Annotated in this window: 18 protein-coding genes and 1 tRNA gene; 11 read left to right on the forward strand and 8 right to left on the reverse strand. The window is 67.7% G+C overall.

Features of this window, described 5'->3' with window-relative positions; all coding sequences use genetic code 11:
• Window positions 1-2: 2 nt before the first annotated feature.
• A complete protein-coding gene (locus BGO20_RS21005; protein WP_291659412.1) occupies window positions 3-953 on the reverse strand; it encodes an ABC transporter permease in 951 nt (316 codons plus the stop codon).
• 18 nt (window positions 954-971) lie between these two features.
• Window positions 972-2,624, reverse strand: a complete 1,653-nt coding sequence (locus BGO20_RS21010) for a peptide ABC transporter substrate-binding protein (protein ID WP_291659413.1) — start codon at window positions 2,622-2,624, stop codon at window positions 972-974.
• Between the two features lie 200 nt (window positions 2,625-2,824).
• Here BGO20_RS21010 and BGO20_RS21015 point away from each other — a divergent pair, with 200 nt between their 5' ends.
• The 3 genes from BGO20_RS21015 to BGO20_RS21025 all read left to right on the forward strand — a co-directional run bounded on the left by BGO20_RS21015 (window position 2,825) and on the right by BGO20_RS21025 (window position 4,026).
• A complete protein-coding gene (locus tag BGO20_RS21015) occupies window positions 2,825-3,463 on the forward strand; it encodes a cupin domain-containing protein (protein ID WP_291659414.1) in 639 nt (212 codons plus the stop codon).
• Window positions 3,464-3,532: 69 nt separating this feature from the next.
• Window positions 3,533-3,694 carry a hypothetical protein gene (locus BGO20_RS21020; protein WP_291659415.1) on the forward strand — a complete coding sequence of 54 codons (162 nt, stop codon included), beginning with the start codon at window positions 3,533-3,535 and terminating at the stop codon, window positions 3,692-3,694.
• A 176-nt stretch (window positions 3,695-3,870) separates the two neighbouring features.
• On the forward strand, window positions 3,871-4,026 hold the full coding sequence (locus BGO20_RS21025) for a hypothetical protein (RefSeq protein WP_291659416.1): 156 nt from the start codon (window positions 3,871-3,873) through the stop codon (window positions 4,024-4,026).
• A gap of 630 nt (window positions 4,027-4,656) precedes the next feature.
• Here the strand turns inward: BGO20_RS21025 and BGO20_RS21030 are convergent.
• Window positions 4,657-4,732 (reverse strand) — tRNA-Glu (locus BGO20_RS21030).
• A 570-nt stretch (window positions 4,733-5,302) separates the two neighbouring features.
• Here BGO20_RS21030 and BGO20_RS21035 point away from each other — a divergent pair.
• The 5 genes from BGO20_RS21035 to BGO20_RS21055 all read left to right on the forward strand — a co-directional run bounded on the left by BGO20_RS21035 (window position 5,303) and on the right by BGO20_RS21055 (window position 10,383).
• Window positions 5,303-6,052 carry a ComF family protein gene (locus BGO20_RS21035; RefSeq protein WP_440141658.1) on the forward strand — a complete coding sequence of 250 codons (750 nt, stop codon included), beginning with the start codon at window positions 5,303-5,305 and terminating at the stop codon, window positions 6,050-6,052.
• Between the two features lie 48 nt (window positions 6,053-6,100).
• Entirely contained in the window at window positions 6,101-6,358 is a 258-nt protein-coding gene (gene grxC, locus BGO20_RS21040) for a glutaredoxin 3 (RefSeq protein WP_291659941.1), read from the forward strand.
• An 88-nt stretch (window positions 6,359-6,446) separates the two neighbouring features.
• On the forward strand, window positions 6,447-6,920 hold the full coding sequence (locus BGO20_RS21045) for a DUF1178 family protein (RefSeq protein WP_291659418.1): 474 nt from the start codon (window positions 6,447-6,449) through the stop codon (window positions 6,918-6,920).
• A 352-nt stretch (window positions 6,921-7,272) separates the two neighbouring features.
• Complete coding sequence (locus tag BGO20_RS21050; protein ID WP_291659419.1) at window positions 7,273-8,208, forward strand: cell wall hydrolase; 936 nt, start codon at window positions 7,273-7,275, stop codon at window positions 8,206-8,208.
• Between the two features lie 183 nt (window positions 8,209-8,391).
• Window positions 8,392-10,383, forward strand: coding sequence for a protein meaA (locus BGO20_RS21055; protein ID WP_291659420.1), 1,992 nt, complete (start codon window positions 8,392-8,394; stop codon window positions 10,381-10,383).
• An 11-nt stretch (window positions 10,384-10,394) separates the two neighbouring features.
• On the opposite strand, the gene BGO20_RS21060 is transcribed toward BGO20_RS21055, so the two are convergent.
• Together BGO20_RS21060 and BGO20_RS21065 are read right to left on the reverse strand one after the other, a co-directional pair.
• Window positions 10,395-11,249 (reverse strand): urea carboxylase-associated family protein, encoded by an 855-nt coding sequence (locus BGO20_RS21060; RefSeq protein WP_291659421.1) that lies wholly within the window; start codon window positions 11,247-11,249, stop codon window positions 10,395-10,397.
• A 52-nt stretch (window positions 11,250-11,301) separates the two neighbouring features.
• Window positions 11,302-11,919 carry a J domain-containing protein gene (locus BGO20_RS21065; RefSeq protein ID WP_291659422.1) on the reverse strand — a complete coding sequence of 206 codons (618 nt, stop codon included), beginning with the start codon at window positions 11,917-11,919 and terminating at the stop codon, window positions 11,302-11,304.
• 98 nt (window positions 11,920-12,017) lie between these two features.
• Here BGO20_RS21065 and BGO20_RS21070 point away from each other — a divergent pair, with 98 nt between their 5' ends.
• Complete coding sequence (locus BGO20_RS21070; protein WP_291659942.1) at window positions 12,018-12,290, forward strand: BolA family protein; 273 nt, start codon at window positions 12,018-12,020, stop codon at window positions 12,288-12,290.
• Window positions 12,291-12,293: 3 nt separating this feature from the next.
• On the opposite strand, the gene BGO20_RS21075 is transcribed toward BGO20_RS21070, so the two are convergent.
• The 3 genes from BGO20_RS21075 to BGO20_RS21085 all read right to left on the reverse strand — a co-directional run bounded on the left by BGO20_RS21075 (window position 12,294) and on the right by BGO20_RS21085 (window position 15,831).
• A complete protein-coding gene (locus BGO20_RS21075) occupies window positions 12,294-13,502 on the reverse strand; it encodes an MFS transporter (RefSeq protein WP_291659423.1) in 1,209 nt (402 codons plus the stop codon).
• A gap of 94 nt (window positions 13,503-13,596) precedes the next feature.
• The gene (locus tag BGO20_RS21080) at window positions 13,597-14,766 is read right to left on the reverse strand and encodes an acetyl-CoA acetyltransferase (protein WP_291659424.1); all 1,170 of its coding nucleotides are present in this window, start codon (window positions 14,764-14,766) and stop codon (window positions 13,597-13,599) included.
• Window positions 14,767-14,925: 159 nt separating this feature from the next.
• Window positions 14,926-15,831 carry a DMT family transporter gene (locus BGO20_RS21085; RefSeq protein WP_291659425.1) on the reverse strand — a complete coding sequence of 302 codons (906 nt, stop codon included), beginning with the start codon at window positions 15,829-15,831 and terminating at the stop codon, window positions 14,926-14,928.
• A 209-nt stretch (window positions 15,832-16,040) separates the two neighbouring features.
• Here BGO20_RS21085 and BGO20_RS21090 point away from each other — a divergent pair, with 209 nt between their 5' ends.
• Both BGO20_RS21090 and BGO20_RS21095 read left to right on the forward strand, forming a co-directional pair.
• Window positions 16,041-17,570, forward strand: a complete 1,530-nt coding sequence (locus tag BGO20_RS21090) for a serine hydrolase (protein ID WP_291659426.1) — start codon at window positions 16,041-16,043, stop codon at window positions 17,568-17,570.
• Between the two features lie 18 nt (window positions 17,571-17,588).
• Window positions 17,589-18,485: a DMT family transporter gene (locus tag BGO20_RS21095; RefSeq protein WP_291659427.1), complete on the forward strand. Its 897-nt coding sequence runs from the start codon at window positions 17,589-17,591 to the stop codon at window positions 18,483-18,485.
• Window positions 18,486-18,496: the final 11 nt, after the last annotated feature.

The raw sequence follows: 18,496 nt of genomic DNA on the forward strand, positions 1-18,496 counted from the left end.
CCTCACTCCATCCTGATCCGCGGATCGACCACCGCGTAGAGCAGGTCGGCGATCAGCGATCCCAGCATGACCATGGCGGCCGACAGCATCAGGATGCCCATCACCACGGGATAGTCGCGATAGGCGATCGAATCGAGGAAGAGCCGGCCCATGCCGGGCCAGGTGAACACCGTCTCCGCCACCAGGGCGCCGCCGAGCAGGGTGGGGAACTGCAGGCCGGCGACGGTGATCATCGGCAGCAACGCGTTTCGCAGCGCGTGCCGCGAGAGGACGCTCCATTCCGGCAACCCCTTGGCGCGGGCAGTGCGGATGTAGTCCTGGCCGATCACGTCGAGCATGGACGAGCGCATGAAGCGCGCCCAGATCGCCATCTCGACCAATGCCAGCACCAGTGCCGGAGCGATCAGGTGATGCATGAGGTCGAGCAGCGAATCGTCGCCGACGGTATGGCGGTTGCCGGCCGGCAACCAGCCGAGCGTGACGGAGAAGATGTAGATCGCGACCAGTCCGAACCAGAAGGTCGGGATCGAGAGCGCGACCATCGCGCCGACGGTCGCCAGCGTATCGAACAGGGAATAGCGCCGGATCGCGCCGAGGATGCCAACCCAGCAGCCGAGCAGACAGGCGATCAGCGTCGCGGTCGCCATCAGCTCGAAGGTGGCCCTGAGATGCGAGCCGATGACGTAGAGCACCGCGCTGCCGTCCCGGTAGGAGGTTCCCCAGTCGCCCTGCAGCATCCGCCAGAGCCAATCGGCGTACTGGACCGGCAGGGGCCGGTCCAGGCCGAGTTGGTGCGAGATCCTGGCGATGTCCTCGGGCGACATCTGCGAGGACAGCGCGAACTGCGAGAGCGGCCCGCCGGGAGCCAGATGCAGGATGGCGAAACCGAGCATCGAGACGATGAGCAGGAGCACCAGCGCCTGCCCCAGCCGGCGGATGAGATAGGGAAGCATCGCGCGCCTCGCCGGCCGTCAGGCCCAGTACCACTCCCGCATGTTCCAGCAGTTGGAGGAGGTGTTGATATTGGGCGAGAAGCCCTGGAGCCCTTCCTTCGTGCCCTCAGAGATGACGGACTGGAACAGAGGAAGGATCGTCAGGTCGTCTCGGATCAGCTTCTGCAGGGCCCCATAAGTCTTCTTGCGCTCGGCGAGGTCGAACTGCGCCGCTCCCTGTGCCAGCAGCCGGTCGGCTTCCTTGCTCTGGTACTGGTAGGTGTTGTAGCCGCGCCCGCCCTTCGCGGGGATCGCGCCGGAGCCGAAGCGGGGCGTGACGTCGGGGTCGCTGCCGAGCATGAAGTTGACGCCGACGATCACCGACTGGAACTTCGACTGCTGCCAGAACTCGCCCCAGATCACCGCGGCAGGCATGTTGCTGATCCGCAGCAAGGCGCCGATAGCCTTCCAGTCCTGCATCAGAAGCTGCTGGGTCTGCTCGCGCACCGCATTGCCGCTGGTGGTCGAATTGCTGAATTCCAGCTTGACGCCGTCCTTCTCGCGGATGCCGCTGGAGCCGCGCTTCCAGCCGGCCGCGTCGAGAATGGCATTCGCCTTGGCGGGGTCGTGCACATGCGCCGGCAGGTCCTTGTTGAACGACCAGGCCTGCTGCGGCACGAAGGACTCCGTCGGCAGCGGCAGACCGTAGTTCAGCGCGTCGATCAGCCCCTTCTTGTTGATCGCGAGATAAAGCGCTTCGCGGACCGAGCGATCGGCGAGCGGCCCGAACTCGAGATTGGGCGCGATATGCTCGACCGATGCGGTCGGCGACACCGTCAGCTTGCGCCCGGGCAGCGTCTTCGCTTCCTTGACGAAGTTCGGCAGCACGCCCTGGATGCCGGTATAGTCGATCTGACCGGTGCGGAACTGGGTGTAGAGCACCGTGAGATCGGGGACGTATTTGAAGACGATCCGCTCCAGGAACGGCCCGCGTCCATGATAGCTCGTGTTGGCGAGGAGCTGGATGTGATCGCCCGGCACGCGTTCGCCCCAGCGGAACGGGCCGGTCCCGATCGGGGCGTTGTTGAACGGGGAGGCGTTGGGATCGGACGCCTTCTCCAGCGCGTGCTTGGGCACGATGAAGAACAGCGAGAGGATCGACATATAGGGAGAGTAGGCGCTTTCCATGCGCCAGTGGATCTCGTCCGGCGCCACGATCTTGATGTCATGGACGAGGCTGTGACCGACACGGTTGCGCGCCCGGAATGCGGTATTGTTGATCAGGTCGATGCTGAACTTGACGTCTTCGGCCGTGAAGGGCGTGCCGTCGTGCCATTTGGCGTCGTTGCGCAGCTTGACCTTCCAGGTCAGGCCGTCGGCGGAGAGACCGCCATTCTCGACGGTCGGTACTTCCTTGGCGAGATCGGGCTGGAAGCGCCCTTCCGGGTCGATGTACCAGAGCGTGCTGAAGAGCTGCCACCAGACGCCCTGGTCGACTTCGATCCCGGGCATTAGCGGATGGAAGACGGTCGGCTCCTGCGACACGCCGGCGACGACCTGCCCCTTCGGCGCGGAGGGCGGCTGGGCCGCCCGCAGCGATGCGGGCAGGCTGACCCCCGCGGCAAGCCCCACACCCATCGCCAGTGCGCCGCGGCGCGTCGGACCCGTGACTCCAGAAAATCCGTCGGACATGATGTGCTCCTCCCGCAAACCCGCTTGCAGCGCGCTCCATTCGTCGCCCAAAGGGCGGAGTTTCAATCCCTCTAACTTTTGTTAATCTGAATTCAACATGGCTAAAATGACCTGTCAATCATGCCGGCTCAATTGCCCGCGCCGCGCCAGGACGGGCAGGCTGTGATAGGCGAACTGGAACACGGGCGGAGAGGCGATCGATGAGCAGGAACGCCGGGGGAAGCGAAGGGGCGGCGACGAGCGAGGCCATCGTTCTGCCGGAGGACGCCGAGCACCGTCTGGGCGAGACGGTGCGGCTGCTGCGCCAGCGTGCGGGCCTGTCGATTCAGGATCTCGCCCAGCGCACGGGCCTGTCGACGGGCATGATCAGCCAGCTCGAGCGTGCGCTCGCCTCGCCCTCGATCCGCAGCCTGCGCCTGCTCAGCCTCGCCCTGAACGTGCCGATCTCATATTTCTTCGAGCCCCATGCGCCCGATCCCTCGTCGGAATACATCGTTCGCCGGAATGACCGCCGTCTCTTGCGGCTCACAGCCAGCGGCGTCCTGAAGGAGTCGCTGACGCCGGCCCAGGGCGGAGCTCTCGAGATCTACGAGCTCACGCTCAATCCCGGCGCCTCGTCGGGCGCGGACTTCTTCCAGCATGTCGGGGAAAAGGCGGTCTACGTGCTGTCGGGCCGGATGCGGATCTGGCTCGACCATGAGCCCCATCTGCTCGACGAAGGCGACAGCGTCTGCTTCCCCAGCACCGTCCCGCACATGTTCGACAATCCCGAGCAGACCGTGGCCAGGGCGATCTGGGTGACCACCCTGCATTCCGGCACCCCGCCCGGGGAGCGTTGAACGGCGCAGGGCGCAGAGCCGGCACGGTCCTTGAACCGCTCCATGTGAACAAGCGCGAGGTGTTCACAAATGAGCCAGACTGCACCGATCCGGCACAGCAGCATCGGATACGTCCTGAGGGAGCACGCCGTCGAAGCCTCGCTGGCGACGACCCTCGTCGTGCTGGAGACGGCATGGCTCGGGGCGCTTGCATACGGCCTCTGGAAGGTCGGCTGCTGGCTGATGTCCTAGAATTACCCGCCAGCACCGGAACGGATCAATCGCGAGCGGGCGGATCGAAAGGAACGACGCCGCTTTTCCAGCGTCCTGGCGAGACGCGCTGGCCCCATGCTGTTGGGATGGGGCGTCAGGTGAGGTGGCGCGGCGTCGAGCCCAATGGCCACCGGCTCCCGGGGGAGCGCATCGAGATGAGACAGCCGAGACCATTCCGCCGCAGCCAGGCTGCACACACCGCCTTCCGCGAAGCGGAAGCGATGCGCCGGCTCATCGAGCTCTGCCTTGCCGTCTTCATCGGGCTGACCGCGCTGCACCTGCATCAGTTGCTGTCGGCCGGAACACCCTGATGGACCTGTCGTGAAGAAGCACAACCGGCTTTCGCAAGCCGCGCATCTAGCCAAGAAGAAGCGGGCCCAGAACCGGCGCCGCAAGGAACGCGAGGTCCGCTTCCCGAAGCCGACGCTCGTTCCCCGGACGGAGCCGGTTCCGATCAGGCCAGGCAAGACGGACCGAGACGGCGGCGACGCGGAACCACCCGCGTCGCGCGACGATTCACAGTCCGGCCGCGACCGGCCGGGTTCGCCGCGGTGAGCGCCACGCGACGAAACGACGACGTTCGCCATGCGGACGCGGGCGGCATCGGCCGCGGCCATCTATGGTGCTTTCGGCATCATCGGATCAGATGACGCCAGGCGGCGCGAAGCATGGACACTGGGCCAAGGTCCGGCCCCAGGGGTCTGAGGGGCCGCTTCGGCCGGCCTATCGTCGCCAGGAAGACAGGAGCTGAGCGGAATGAAGGACCGTCTGATCGCGCCGATGTTCCTGGCGATAGCGACCGCCGCAATGACCCTGTGGCTCGGCCTGATCGGCTATGGAGCTTGGCATTTCCTGTTCGGATAATGCGGCCGCGATGGTCGAGGCCCCTGGAAGCAGGCGACCTCATGCCCGGATTGTTCGAAGGATCACGAGTCCGGAAATGGCGCTCCCTAGGGGACTCGAACCCCTGTTTTCGCCGTGAGAGGGCGACGTCCTAGACCGCTAGACGAAGGGAGCAGCGCCGGTCGAGGGCGCTATTTAGTCGGAGCGTCGCGGCACCGCAACTCCTTTTTCGCAAGCCCGCCAGAAAAGATCGCCGCCATCGGACGGGCTCTGGACCGGCCGCTCGCGGGCTCCAGCCGCCGGGGTCAAGGCCGTCGCGGCTTGGCGAACGCCGCCGCGCGTCGGACCTCGCGATTCCCATAGCGGCCGGCCCGGGGTGCCGAGTATTGGCCTGCTGCCGGCTCTGCGGACGGGCTGTCAGGCTTGTCCCACGAACTCACGCGCTCCCCTCGGATTCGTGCGGCCAGCCGGGCGTCATCGCGGCAGCGTTCCGCGACAGGGTATCATCGATGGAACGCGCGCAGCGACGTTTTTGCGATTGCCCTTCTTGCCGCAAGCGCCAAAGCTGGGGGGCTGCTGCAGATCGAGCCGTGCCGGCGCCGGTCGGAGCAACGGAATGGGTTCCAGCGTGCGATGACGGAGCAGCCACCTGCCGAATGTGAGGATGCGGGCCGGCTCGCGGCTGCCGGGGATGGAAACGATCCCGCTCGCGCCCGCCCTGCCTATGCGGCCGCTCGCGGCAGGCTGCTCGAACCGGCCCACCGAACCCTGCGAGCCGGATGGCGCAGCCTGGTCGCCCTGATCTATCCGCCGGTCTGCGTCGCATGCCGGGCCGCGACCGGCGAGGCCCAGGCGCTTTGCCCGCATTGCTGGGGCGAAATCGCCTTCATCGAGCGCCCCTATTGCGAACGCCTCGGCACGCCCTTCGCCGTCGATCTCGGCCCGGGGCTGATCTCTCCCGCTGCGATCGCGAATCCGCCCGTCTTCGCCCGGGCGCGCGCGGTCTGCCGCTTCGACGGGGTTGCGCGCGAGCTGGTGCACAAGCTGAAATACGGCGATCGCACCGAGCTTGCCCTGACACTTGGGCGCATGATGCTGCAGGCCGGACGCGACCTCGTCGCGGATGCCGATCTCGCCGTGCCCGTGCCGCTGCATCGCACCCGGCTGTGGAGCCGCCGCTTCAACCAGGCCGCCCTGCTGGCCGCGATCGTGGCCGAGAAGTCGGGCTTGCCGCTTCGGCCGAACCTGCTGGTTCGGGCCAAGCGCACACGCCGGCAGGTCGGGCTGTCGCGCGTACAGCGCGCCGACAATCTGCAAGGCGCCTTCCGCGTGCCCGAGGAAGCGCGGCCACAGCTGGAAGGCCGGCATGTCCTGCTCGTCGACGACGTCCTGACGACCGGCGCGACGGCCAATGCCGCGGCGCGCGCGCTGCTCAGGGGCGGTGCGAGGCAGGTCGACCTGCTCAGTTTCGCGCGGGTCGTGACGGATGGCTGACGACGCACTACATGAGGGTTGACGCAACCTCGATGAAGGCCCGCCTTGATGCCGCCGGTCACGATCTACACCACCTCCTGGTGCCCCTATTGCAAATCCGCCAAGGCCCTGCTGTCGAAGAAGGGCGTGGCATTCGAGGAGATCGATGTCGAGGCGGGGCCGGGCCTGCGCCAGGCGATGACGGCACGGGCCGGCGGACGCACCTCCGTGCCGCAGATCTTCATCGGCGGGACGCATATCGGCGGCTCGGACGATCTCCACGCGCTCGATGCGCGCGGTAAGCTCGACCAACTGCTGGCGGCCTGACCCAGAGCTCCGCCCGCCACCTTGCCGCTTGGTTCCGGAACACCCATTTTGCCGCAAGCGCCAAGGTGCCCCGCCGGACAGAAGCGATATGATCCGTTACGCCCTCATCTGCGACCAGGCTCACGAATTCGAAAGCTGGTTCTCGACCTCGGCGAGCTTCGAGAACCAGGCGAAACGCGGACTCGTCACCTGCCCCGTCTGCGACAGCGCCAAGGTCGAGCGCGCCGTCATGGCGCCGAACGTCTCGCGGACCGATCGCGGCCCCAAGGCTCCCGAGCCGGCGGGAGAGCCTGCCGCTCACGCGGCAGCACCGGCGCCGGTCGCCCTGATGAGCGAGAAGGAAAAGGCGCTGCGCGAGATGGTCGCGGCGCTGCATCGACATGTCCACGATAACGCAGAGCATGTCGGAAGGCGCTTCGCCGAGGAGGCGCTGAAGATTCATCACGGCGAAACGGAAGAGCGCGCCATTTACGGCGAGGCGACACCCGACGATGCCAGGATGTTGCATGACGAAGGCGTGGCTTTCGTGCCGCTGCCGCGGCTGCCGGACTCGCAGAACTAGCATCCGGGAAGCGTCGCGAACGCGGCCGGTCCCGCAGGAGGCGCGAACGCGGGCCCGACGGCCGAGAATGCCGTAACGGCAGATTCGCGGACAGGCATCCGGCAGGCGGCCTCCGGCATGACCAGACGGCGGTGCGGACGAAAATTTTCCGGCCGGGGCATCTGCATTTTCATTTGCCAGGCATAGTCTTAGCCGGAGCACCGGCGCTCCCGGCCTGCCGCCTCGCACGGCCCGCCGCCGTTACCCCCTTTCTTCCCGGATTAACTTTCTGTTAAGGAATTCGCGGTTCCTTGCCGGAGATCCCGGTGCGCCGCCCTGGCAGCCCATGATCCCGAACTCAGGAGGTTGCCGCATGAAGCGGGCCGCGATCGCTGTGCATGGTCTTCGTTCCGGTGGCATCCGCCGGCATGGCAGCAAGGCGATCCCGCTTCTGATCTCGCTGGCGGCTCCCATGCTCGGGGCCTGCAGCCTATCTCCTGTCGAGACGGCCTCGACCAGCACGGCGCCCGCCCCGGCCGCCAAGGACGCGGTCCAGGCCCGCAAGCGCGCGGTCGCGCTGGCCAAGGCCAATCCGCGCGAGAAGGATTGTCTCGTCCGCGCGATGTATTTCGAATCGAACCGGTCGAGCGAGGCCGGTCTGCTCGGCGTCGGAACGGTGGTGATGAACCGCGTCGAATCACCGCGATACCCGGAGACGATCTGTGGCGTCGTCGGCGCCCCGCGCCAGTTTGCGTCCGGTGTCCTGACGCGCCCGATGACCGAAAAGGTGCTGCCGAAGATCGAGGCGATTGCGGACGAGATTCTCGACGGTCGCCGCAACTCCGCCGTAGGCCAAGCCAAGCATTTCCACACCGCCGGGCTGCGTTTCTCCTACACCAACATGCACTATGTGACGGTGGCCGGTGGCAACGCCTTTTACCTGAAGGGCGAGCGGCCGGAGCGTCGCCGCATCTATGAGGAGCCGAGCTTCCAGCTCGCATCGGCGTCGGAGCCGGCCTCTTCCGCCCATCTGGCGACCGCCTCCTCCACCGCTTCGGTCGCCTCCGCCGCCTTCGCAGCGGCCCCTCTTGCCTTCGCGCCGCAGGCGCCGGCCGCAGAGGCGGCGAAGTTCAATTCCCCGGCCGTTCAGCTGGTCAGGAACGCGCCGCTCCCTCCGGACCGGCCACTCGACCTCGACCTGCCGAAGAAGACCGAGCGCGCCTTCATCGCCCCGCCCAAGGTCGATCGTCGCCTCGCGGCGCTGCTGCCGCCACCGTCGCCGATGCGCGGCACGATCATCGCGGAATAGCCGCTACTCGCCTGCCACGGCCCACCGAACGGTTCGCGATGAAGCGGCCCTGCGCCGGCGCGCCCGGCCGGCCGCGGTCGTCTGGCCTGTGCGCCTAACGTCGCAGGCGACATCGCCATCGCTCTGGCTTTATCTTCGCCGCAGTGCAACATTTTAGATTGCTCTGCAGAACGGGAAAACGCCATGACCGCGACCGGACGACACGGCGAGCAGACGGCCGGGCGCGACAAGCCCTGGATCTTCCGCACCTATGCCGGCCATTCCGACGCAGCGGAATCCAACAGGCTCTATCGCACCAATCTCGCCAAGGGACAGACGGGCCTCTCCGTCGCCTTCGACCTGCCGACGCAGACGGGTTACGATCCGGACCATGTGCTGGCGCGCGGCGAGGTCGGGAAGGTCGGCGTGCCGATCAGCCATCTCGGCGACATGCGCAGCCTGTTCGACCAGATTCCGCTGGCGCAGATGAACACCTCGATGACGATCAATGCGACCGCAGCCTGGCTGCTCTCGCTTTACATCGCCGTCGCGGATGAGCAGGGCGCCGACCGCAAGCTCCTGCAGGGCACGACCCAGAACGACCTCGTCAAGGAATACCTCTCGCGCGGCACCTATGTCTTCCCGCCGCGACCCTCGATGCAGCTCACCACCGATATCGTCGTCTTCACGGCAAGCGAATTGCCGAAATGGAACCCGACGAATGTCTGCTCCTACCATCTGCAGGAGGCCGGTGCCTCGCCGGTGCAGGAACTCTCTTTCGCGCTGGCCACCGCCATCGCCCTGCTGGATTCGATCCGCGCCCGGCCGGAGGTGAACCCGGCGGATTTCCCCGCCACGGTCGGCCGCATTTCCTTCTTCGTGAATGCCGGCATGCGCTTCGTCACCGAGCTGTGCAAGATGCGGGCTTTCGCCGAGCTCTGGGACGAGATCACGCTGGGCCGGTATGGTATCGCCGAGGAGCAGCACCGCCGTTTCCGCTATGGCGTGCAGGTCAATTCGCTCGGCCTGACCGAGCAGCAGGCCGAGAACAACGTCTACCGCATCCTGATCGAGATGCTGGCCGTGACGCTGTCCAGGAAGGCCCGCGCCCGCGCGGTCCAGCTCCCGGCCTGGAACGAGGCGCTCGGCCTGCCGCGCCCCTTCGACCAGCAATGGTCGCTGAGGATGCAGCAGGTGCTGGCCTATGAGACCGACCTGCTCGAGTTCGGCGACATCTTCGACGGCTCGACCGTGATCGAGGCCAAGGTCGACGCCCTCAAGGCCGCCGCGTTGGAGGAATTGGCGAAGATCGACGACATGGGCGGCGCGCTCGCGGCCGTCGAGAGCGGCTACATGAAGCAGGCGCTGGTCGAAAGCGGCGCGCGCCGCATCGAAGCGATCGAGCGCGGCGAGCAGATCGTCGTCGGCGTCAACAAATTCACCAACAGCGAGCCCTCCCCGCTCTCGGCGGGCGACGGCGCCGTCGTCACCGTGCCGGATTCGGTCGAGATCGAAGCCATCGGCCGTCTTAAGGCCTGGCGCTCCGCCCGCGATGCCAGGGTGGCCGAAGCTGCGCTGGCCGAGCTTGCCGCGAGCGCCCGCGAAGGCCGCAACGTCATGCCGGCCTCGATCGCCTGCGCCAAGGCCGGCGTCACCACCGGCGAATGGGCGCAGACCCTGCGCGAGATCTTCGGCGAATACCGCGCACCCACCGGCGTCGACACCACCAGGCTCGGCGACGCGACCGGCCTCGCCACGGCCAGGGCGGCGGTCGAGAAGGCGACGCAGCGCCTCGGCCGACCTCCGCGCTTCCTTGTCGGCAAGCCCGGCCTCGACGGCCATTCCAACGGCGCCGAGCAGATTGCGGTCAGGGCGCGCGACGCCGGGATGAGTGTGAGCTATGGCGGCATACGCCAGACGCCCGAGGAAATCGTCACCCAGGCCAAGGAGACAGAAGCCGACATCATCGGCCTTTCGATCCTCTCCGGCTCGCATCTGCCGCTGGTGCGCGACGTGACGGCGCGCCTGCGCGTCGCCGGCATGGACGTACCCGTCGTGGTCGGCGGCATCATCCCGCCCGACGACGAGAACGCGCTGCGCAACATGGGCGTCGCGAGGGTCTACACGCCCAAGGATTTCGCATTGGACGGCATCATCGCCGATGTCGCCGGGCTGACGGCACAGCGAAAGGGGTAGGCGCCCGCCTACTACTCTCCATGGCTTCTGCCGTAGGAGCTTCGCTCGGGCGGCCTCCAGCCCGTGAGAAGTTCCGGCTCCGTCGCGAGAATTTCGACCTTGAGCGGGTGGCAGGCAGCGGCATCGCTCGAATGCGTCGCCCCGCAATCGCCGCCCGGGCAGGCGGAGAGCGCGCCGAGCAGGTCGATCTCGGCGAAGAATTCGATGAAATCACCCGGTCGTACTGGGCTCGCCTTCATGAAGTACTGATGCGTATCGTGGGTGAAGCCCGTGCACATGAAGACGTTGAGCACGTCGTGGACGAGGTGCTCGACCTCGTGCGCCGGCTTGCCCGTCGCCGCGCCCAGCGCCCGTGACAGGTTGGAATGGCAGCAGCGGTGGTAGTCACCGCCGCCGAGCAGGCGATGGGTATAGGGGTCGCAGCGCGTGCCGATCACGTCGTGGATCCCGGCGCCGTCCTGGTCCCAGCCATACCAGCCCAGCGTGTCATGGGTGATCGTCGCCATCGGACGTAGATAGGGCAGCGAGCTCCAGAGCCGGTCGCCGGTCGAGACATGCGTCGCATGCAACGCCCGCGTCTTGCCGCTGAAGAAGCGCTCGGACAGGTCGTCCGCGTTCCAGAGGTTGAGGTCGCCCACCTGCGGCCCCTCGGTGCTGACGATCCGGAAGAAATACCCCCTCGGCACCCGGAAGCTGCCGCCTTCGCGCGGCGGCACGATGATCTCGTCAACCTTGCGGAGGTTGGCGCGCGCGGCTGCCAACATCGCCATGTCCGGAGGGGGCAGCGTGCCATTCGGATAGACCACGACCGCCGGCTTCGCGCGCCGCTCGGCCGCATCGGGCGGCGCCTGCACCACATCCGTCATGATCTCGCCTCCGGCTCTCGCTTCGCCCGGCGGGCGAAGTCCGCCCGGCCGGTCAGACCATACCGACGCTCTTGAGCTGCTGATAGGCTTTCAGGATCTCCTGGAGCGTGCCCTCGCGCGACCGGTCTCCGCCATTGGCGTCCGGGTGGAAGCGCTTCACCAGTTCCTTGTAGCGGGCCTTGATCGCAGCGGAATCGGCGCTGTCGTCGAGACCGAGCGTCTCGAGGGACTTCATCGCCAGCACGCCGACGCGCGGCTCCTGGCGGGCCGCCTGCTGCGCCCGCCGGGCGCCGAACAGGTTGAAGGCGTCGTGCATGTCCGGCCCGGCCTCGCCGTTGCGCAGGCGCCCGCGCTGCGACATCCGCGCGGCCGAAGCGTTGACGCCGAGCTTCCAGGTCGGCCGATGGCCGATTTCCTCCTGCTTCTGGTAGGCGGCGAGAGCGTCGTCGTCCATCCCGGCGAAGTAGTTGTAGGAGGCGTTGTATTCCTTCACGTGCTCCATGCAGAAACGGAAGAACTGGCCCTCGCGCCCGCGCCCCTTGGGTGCGCGGAATTCCCCGCCGCGCGCGCAGCCGGGGTGGTCGCAACGCGGCCCATCGCCATCGACAACCGCTTCCGCCTCGGAAGCGCCGATCCTGATGCGATCGAAAAGGCGTGAGTTGATGTTCATCGTCGAATGGTTATGAGACGCGGAAGACAGGCCGGCAAGTGCAACGCAACATGCACGCGCCGGACTGTCACGAAGATCATCGCAACGGTGGCACGATCATGACCACGATGGCTGACAGGATCACGAACAAGCTCGGTGCGGTGTTCGCGCCACGGACCCTGCAGGTGATCGATGAATCGCACCAGCATCACGGCCATGGCGGCTGGCGCGAAGGCGGAGAGACTCACTTCCGGGTCAATATCGTATCGGAAGCCTTCCGGGGCAAGAGCCGGCTGGAGCGTCACCGCTTGGTCAACGCCGCGCTGGCCGAGGAGCTGGCGGAGCGGGTCCACGCCCTCGCCATCTCCGCGAAGGCGCCGGACGAAGGCTGAAGGCTAGGCCGCCGCCGGGGTGCCCGCCTTGGACTCGGCCGGCGACGCCACGTAGAGGGCGAGAGCCGCGGCGAGGGCCATGCCCATGAAGACGAAAAGCCAGGCGAAGGTCGCCTGCGGTTCGTGGCCCTGCCTGTCGAGCGCGTTCACCAGGCGCCCCGACACCCATTGCATCACGCCGGCTCCACCCATGAAGACGAAATTCATGAAGGTCACGCCGCGGCCGATCTCCTGGGGCGACATGAAGGCGCGCGCATGCGCCATCACCACGGCATAGGTGACGCCGAACAGCCCGATGACGAGGAGCAGCGCGACCGACAGGCGGGACGAGTCCGCTCCCCAGAGCGCCAGCGCGAAGAAGGCCGCGACCACCGCAAGGGCACAGGCGACGACCGTGGCCTTGGCGCCGATGCGTCGATAGAGCGGCAGCACCAGCAGCGCGCCGATCGCGATCGACCCTCCCATCGCCATCGCCGCATAGCTCGTCGCGGCGAGGTCGAAGCCGTGCACCGTCTGCAGGTAGGGGGCGATCCACAGGCCGCGCATCGAGATCGTGACGCCGTAGCTCACGAAGGTGAAGGGCAGGATCAGCCAGAGCGCCCGCTTCGTCACCATCTGCCAGACCCCTCCCAGCAGCGAGGCGGGCCGATGCGTGGAACCGGAGAGCGGCGGCGGGTCCTTCAGCAGAAGCACCACGAGCAGCGCCGTCAGCGCCACGATCCCGGCCAGGCCGAAGACGGTCGCACGCCAGCCATAGGCGGCCAGGAAATAAGCGAGCGGCGCCCCGCTCAGCGGATCGCCTATGGCGCCGAAGCCGATCAGAAGCGACGACATCGTCGCGAAATGCCGGGGCGAATAGAGCCGCGCGGCGAGATAGAAGCCGGCCATCAGGATCGGCGCGCAGCCGACGCCGATGAGCGCGAGGGCCGTCAAGGCCGCGACATAGTTTTGCGACAGGCCGAAAAGGACCGTCCCCGCCACGGCGGCGAGAAGGAACCCGGCCAGCGTTCGCCGCGGACCGATCCGGTCGAGTGCATAGCCGACCGGGAACTGCGAGAGCGCGAAGGCGATCAGCCAGGCGGCCTGCAGGCTGCCCAGCTGCCCCTGATCGAGACCGAGATCCCGCACGAGATCGCCGGAGACAACAGCCAGGAACGACCGGAAGAACTGGCTCAGGATGTAGGCCAGCAGCAGGACGACGAAGCTCGTCACGAAGGGTCGCTTTCGCTTGGCGGCCCGCGCTCCGGCAAAGGCCCTGTCTGGACGTCCGCGCCCCGGGAGGTTTCACCCACCCGAGGCGCCCGTGTCACTTGATGCGTTCGAGCACGGAGACGTAGTTCGCGACCGCCGCGCCGCCCATATTGAAGATGCCCCCGAGCCGCGGCTCCTCGAGCTGCATGCCCTCCGGCGCCTCGCCGGTGAGCTGCATGGCGGAGAGGACATGCATCGACACGCCGGTGGCGCCGATCGGATGGCCCTTCGCCTTGAGGCCGCCGGAAACGTTGACCGGCAGCTTGCCGTCCTTCTGGGTCCAGCCTTCCTTGATGGCCCGCGCGCCCTCGCCTTCCTTGGTCAGGCCCATCGCCTCGTATTCGATCAGCTCGGCGATGGTGAAGCAGTCATGCGTCTCGACGAAGGAGAGGTCGCCGAGCGTCACGCCGGCATCGGCCAGCGCCTTCTGCCAAGCGAGCGCCCCGCCCTCGAACTTCAGGATGTCGCGCTTCGACATCGGCAGGAAATCCTGGACATGGGCCATGCCGCGGAAGCCGACCGCGCGGCGCATCTGCAGGGCGGTCTCGGCATCGGCAAGCACGATCGCGGCGGCGCCGTCCGAGACCAGCGAGCAGTCGGTGCGCTTCAGCGGCCCGGCAACATAGGGGTTCTTCTCGCTCTCCTCGCGGCAGAACGCATAACCGAGGTCCTTACGCATCTGCGCAAAGGGGTTCTCGACGCCGTTCTTGTGGTTCTTGGCCGCGATCATGGCCAGCGCGTCGGACTGGTCGCCATGGCGCTGGAAATAGGCGGCCGCGATCTTGCCGAAGACGCCGGCGAAGCCGCCCTGGGTCTCGCCGTCCTCGGGGAGGTAGGAAGCCTTCAGCAGGTTCTTGCCGATCTCGGCGCCCGGCGTCTTGGTCATCTGCTCGACGCCGACGACGAGCACGATCTTCGCGTCGCCCGCCTTGATGGCGCGCACGCCCTGATGCACGGCGGCCGAGCCGGTGGCGCAGGCGTTCTCGACGCGCGTGGTCGGCTTGAAGCGCAGCGCCGGATCGGCCTGCAGCACCAGCGACGCGGTGAAATCCTGCGCCGAGAAGCCGGCGTTGTAGTGGCCGAGCACGATCTCGTCGACCTGGTCGGCGGTGATGCCGGCATCGACCAGCGCGTCGGTGGCGACGCGGACGATCAGGCTTTCGACAGTCTCGGCATCCTGCTTGCCGAACGGTGTGTGGGCCCAGCCGACGATCGCAGCGCTCATGGCGAAATCTCCCTTACTGTGCATTTACACGTTATCTTGGCAGCACCGGCCGATCCCGCAAGGCGGTATCCGCGCATGATCGGCGTGCGCAGATCGGCCGACGGCGTTCGGCTTCAGCACTAGCGTGCTTTCGCCACCCGCGCCAAGCGCGCCGCGGCGTCATCGCAGGGACAGCAGAAGCAGGAGGCCGACACCGCCGACGATCATCGCCATGCCCAGAATCTCGCGGCGGCTCGTGCCCTCCGCGAAGAGCCTGCGCGAGGCGATCTGCGCCAGCGGCACCTCGATCAGGCCGAGCGTGCGGACATTGGCCGCGCTGGTCAGCGAAAAGCCGATGAACCAGAACTGCGAGGCCGCGGCGCCGAGGAAGCCGGCCGAGAGCGAACGGCGCCAGTTGCGCAGGCTCAGCACCAGCGCCGGCCGATTGGCGATCAGCATGTAGAGCGTCAGCAGCACGGTCTGCATCGCGAGGCCGAGCACGAGGATGGTCGAGGCGCGTATCAGGAAGCTGCCCTCGGGCAGGGCCTGGATCGCGCCGCGAAAGCCAACGGCCGAAAGCGCGAAGCAGGCGCCGGAGACGATGCCGAGCAGCGCCGGGCGCATGCCGGCCCGCGTCAGCTTCTCGCCCGGTTTCCACGAGACGACGATGACCCCGGCCGTCGCGATGGCGATGGCGAGGAATTTCAAGGGGCTGAGCGGGTCGCCCAGCAGCAGCGCACCGAAGACCGCGACCTGGACGGGTTCGGTCTTGGTATAGGCCGTCGTCACGGCGAAGGAGCGCTCGCGCATCGCCGCCAGCATCAGCGCCGTCGCGGCAATCTGCGTGAGCGCCCCCCAGGCCGCGTAGCCCAGGACCGCGGGTCCGATCGCCGGCGGCAGCGTTCGCAGCGCGAGGCAGGCCGCGCCCAGAAATATCAGCGCGAAGGGCAGCCCGAACAGGAAGCGCACCTGCGTCGCACCGACGACGCCGATCACGTCGGTCAGCGAGCGCTGCGCCAGATTGCGCGCCGTCTGCAGCAGCGAGGCGAGGATCGTCGCCGGTATCCAGAGAAAGCCGATAGGCACGCCGATGAGCCCCGCAAATGGACAACGCAGCGTCGCTTCTGGACCGGAGCGGGCGGCTAGGCAAATCGCTGCGCTGAGGGTAGGTATGCATGCAGGTATGAATTGCTGGGCGGAGATCTGCGCCCGTCGTCTCGAAAATGCCGCATGCGTCGCGTTGAACCCTGCGCCGCCAAGCTCCGTTCAAGACAAGACAGGTTCAAGACCCGCCGATGATCGCATCCCGCCTCGCCGCCGCCTCGCTTGTCTTCGGCCTCGCCTTCACGGTGCCCGCCTTCGCTGGGGCCAGCCTCGTGGTCGATGCGGCCAGCGGCGAGGTCCTCTCCGCCGAGAACGCCACCCAGGCCTGGCGCCCGGCCTCCACCGCCAAGATGATGACGATCTATCTGGCGCTGAAGGCGGTGCGCGAGGGCCGCATCGGGCTGGAGACGGCCATCCCGGCCTCGAAACTGGCCGCCAGCCAGCCGCGCGTGAAGGTCTACATCAAGCCCGGGCAGGAAATCACGCTCGACAACGCCTTGCGGATCATGATGGTCAAATCGGCCAACGACATCGCCTATGTCGTGGCCGAGGGCGTCGGCGGCGACGTTCCGACCTTCGTCGGCATGATGAACGCCGAGGCCCAGCGCCTGGGCATGCGCGACACCCGCTTCATGAACCCGAACGGCTGGGACAACCCGGACCAGCAGGTCAGCGCCCGGGACCTCGCAGTGCTCGCCATGGCGCTGATACATGATTTCCCGGAATACTCCGGCTACTGGAACACCTCCGCCGTTCAGCTCGGCAAGCAGATCATCCACAACACCAACGGGCTGGTCGGCCGGTATCCCGGCATCGGCGGCATGAAGACCGGCTTCACCTGCGCCTCCGGCTTCAACGTGGTGGCGACGGCGAGCCGTGGCGGGCGCACGCTCATCGCGGTGGTGCTCGGCTCGCTCTCGGGCACCGAGCGCACGGTCAAGGCCGCGCAGCTCCTCGACGAAGGCTTCAGCCGCTGGGGCGGAATGGGCAGCAACGTCGCCGCGCTGGCGCCCAGCGGAACCCGCGCGCCCAACATCTGCGACGATGTCCGCCATCGCGGCGGCGGCGTCGCCCTCGCCGACGATGCCGATTCCAACGGTCCGATTTCCGGCACCGCGCCGCTCAGCGGCAATGAGCCGGATGGCGGCCGCTTCGCCACCGTGGCGCCCCAATCCGCCGCGCCGGTCGCCAGGCGCTCGCCGCGTGGCCGCATCGTACTCGGTCCGCGGGCCGAGACGGTGCCGGTGCAGGTGTCCTTCGGGCGCACCGCCGGCTCGGCCAGCGCGCCGCTCGCGGCCAATGTGGCGGCACAGCCCGCCTCCCGCGTGGCGCGCGGGGCCGCTCCGACCATCGAGCCGAGCGCTCCCGTCGCCGCCGGCCTGGTCGGCGGCGCCATCCCGCGCACCGCTTCGGCCAATGGCGCCATTCCGCGCGGCACCAGCGCTTTCGCGCCGGCCGGGGAGCCGGTCCAGCCGCCGAGCGATGCGTTCGAATCCGGGCCGATGCGCCTTCAGGGAGCCGTCCAGCCAGGCAAGGCGACGGCTGCGAGCCTGCGCCCCTCCGCCGCGGCGGGCATCAAGCCGGCGGCGAGGCCGAACGCCAAGGCGCAGCCAGCCAGGACGAAAGCCTTGAAGATTCCTCCCGCGAAACCCAAGCGGTCCGAGGCCGCCGCGAAGCCCAAACCCACGGCGAAAGCCAAGGGCAAGGGCGGCGACGCCTGAACAGCGTCGGAGGCCTGATTGGCAGAGGGGCGGACGAATGAAGGCGGGGGCCTGCTTCTCGCCTTTATGTCGGCGGCAGCCTTCGGCACCAATATAGTCAGCGCCCAGATCGCCGGCGCCGCCGGGCTCGGCGGCCCGCTGCTGGTGTTCTACCGCGTCCTCATCATGCTGGTGCTCGTGGGCGGCGTCGCGCTGCTCGCCGGTACCCGGCTCGCCCTCCTCCGGCACCAGCGCCGACCGGTGCTGTTGTTCGGCGTCACGACCGCGCTGGTCGGAATAGCCTATCTCTCCTCGGTCGCCTTCGTCCCGGTCTCGGTCGCGGCCGTCATCTTCTACACCTACCCCATGCTCATCGTCCTGGCCGAGCCGCTGCTGACGCGGAGCGCCTTCCGGGCCGACAGGCTCGCCGTGGCGCTGGTCGCCTTCCTCGGCATCGCGCTGGTGGTCGGGCCGGACCTGCGCGGGCTCGATCCACGCGGGCTGGCGCTGGCGGGGCTCGCCAGCGTGGCCGCCGCGGCCCAGTTCTTCGCCGCCTCCCGCTGCGCTGCGATCGCCACGATGCCGAAGCTGTTCTGGTCGCATGTCGTGATCCTGCCGGTTGCGCTCGCAATCGTGGTTCTGACCGGCGGTATCCTGCCGCCGCAAGCCTTCCTGCTCGCTCCCCTGGCGGTTGCCGTGACCTATGGCGGCTATCTGATCGGCTTCGTCCTTCAGATCCTGGCGCTGGCGCGCATCGCTCCAGGACCCGCCGGTCTCGCCTTCTGTGCCGAGCCGATCGTCGCCGTCGCGATCGCCGCCGTCGTCCTCGGCGAAAGGCTGGGCGCACTGCAATATGCCGGCGGCGGCCTTGTCATCGCGGCACTGACCGCTAATGTAATATTAGAACAAACGCGGCGACGTCCCCTGCCCGCCTGAGGCCTTTGAAC

It is taken from the genome of Allobosea sp. 67-29, assembly GCF_001898115.1.
Lineage (GTDB): Bacteria > Pseudomonadota > Alphaproteobacteria > Rhizobiales > Beijerinckiaceae > Allobosea.